Here is a 1,355-nt window from a genome sequence, read left to right as displayed (position 1 = left end):
ATACTTCTACAGATTCGGCAATCGTTATATGAGGACGACCAGACATTTTAATGTTCTCCTTTACTTTTTATGTAAGTCTATCATAACTTTATAAAAATGGTATGAGATGGGGGAATATCAAAGTGGGGAATGAGCTATCCATAGCTTAATCGTACCTACAGTCGCAATTTAAGAGAGCAGTACGAATGAACTCAAGCAAAAGAAAGTACCACAGTCAAATTGAAATTACTGACCTGGTGGCTGAAGCCGTTTCTAATGCGACTGCACGACGGAACCAAGTTCTTGATTCAGAAGAGCCTTTGTCATCGTTGTCTACTGAGCAGACGGAAAGCTTGGTTAACCGATTGACTTGGTACCCTCTTGGCATACCATACCCCGTTCCCCAGAAGATTGAATCATAGCAACAGAGTCGGTAGATATTAATTCTGCTGATTTTACATATCTTTTTTTCTTGGTATCTATACCTTCATGGCTTATGACATTTTTGTTAAACTCTCATAACGTTTTCGATTATTTAGTTGAGCATGGTTTCTGCGATCGTTCAGACCAAGCTCTCAGCAAGGTTGAACCGATCGCTGCCAAAAACTTTAATTTGTTACTGAGTTTATCAGATGGTCGTAAGCTCCTCGTCAAGCAAGAACGACACAATCAAGATGGTAAGGCAGCAGGCGAGTTTTTGAGTGAATGGCGAATTCAAGAGTTTTTTAAGCAATTTTCAGAACTGGGCCACATTCTCCCGTGGATGTCGGTGGTGCTAAATTTTGACATCGAGCATTCCATTATTATTTTCAGCTACCTGGATAAGTATCGAGATTTAGCAGATTTCTACAGGAAGGAGAATATTTTTCCGGCTAAAATTGCCTCAGCGATCGCAACCATCCTAGCCACCGTCCATCGCGACACATTCAACCGCAAAGAATATCAGGAATTCTTCTCTCCAAAACCTAATAATCTAACCACTTACCAGGTGCCTAAATTGATTGGGGGGCTAGAACGGATTGGGCCAGAAATTTTTGGTCAAGTGCCTGCAGATGGGCTGAAATTCTTTGCGCTCTATCAGCGGTACGATAGCTTAGGACAGGCGATCGCAGAATTGGGCAGTGCTTTCGCTCCCTGTTGCCTGACGCACAATGACCTGAAGTTGAATAATATCCTCTTGCACGCGGATTGGGAGCAATCGGGTGACAGCATCGTGCGCGTTATTGACTGGGAGCGCTCCACTTGGGGAGACCCAGCTTTTGATTTGGGAACACTGATTGCCAGTTATATGCAAATTTGGCTAGTAGAAGTAGGCGGGAGTTAACCTACCATTGATTATTGCTTCAATGCTTTGCCCAAATAAGTCCATTTGAAGG

At 43.0% G+C, this 1,355-nt stretch carries 1 protein-coding gene; it reads left to right on the top strand.

The annotated features are described in order from the left end of the window. The first annotated feature begins 475 nt into the window (after positions 1-475). The gene (locus QUB61_RS39485) at positions 476-1,303 is read left to right on the top strand and encodes an aminoglycoside phosphotransferase family protein (RefSeq protein ID WP_333136935.1); all 828 of its coding nucleotides are present in this window, start codon (positions 476-478) and stop codon (positions 1,301-1,303) included. Positions 1,304-1,355: the final 52 nt, after the last annotated feature.

Origin of the sequence: Microcoleus sp. C2D2, assembly GCF_036702495.1 — a bacterium.
Classification (GTDB): Bacteria; Cyanobacteriota; Cyanobacteriia; order Cyanobacteriales; family Microcoleaceae; genus Microcoleus.
Note: the sequence above shows the minus strand (reverse complement) of the source record. Positions and strands in the feature narration are given on the sequence as shown.

Coding starts and splice junctions, on each gene's coding strand:
- QUB61_RS39485 (WP_333136935.1), top strand. CDS start 476: ATGACATTTTTGTTAAACTCTCATAACGTTTTCGATTATTTAGTTGAG.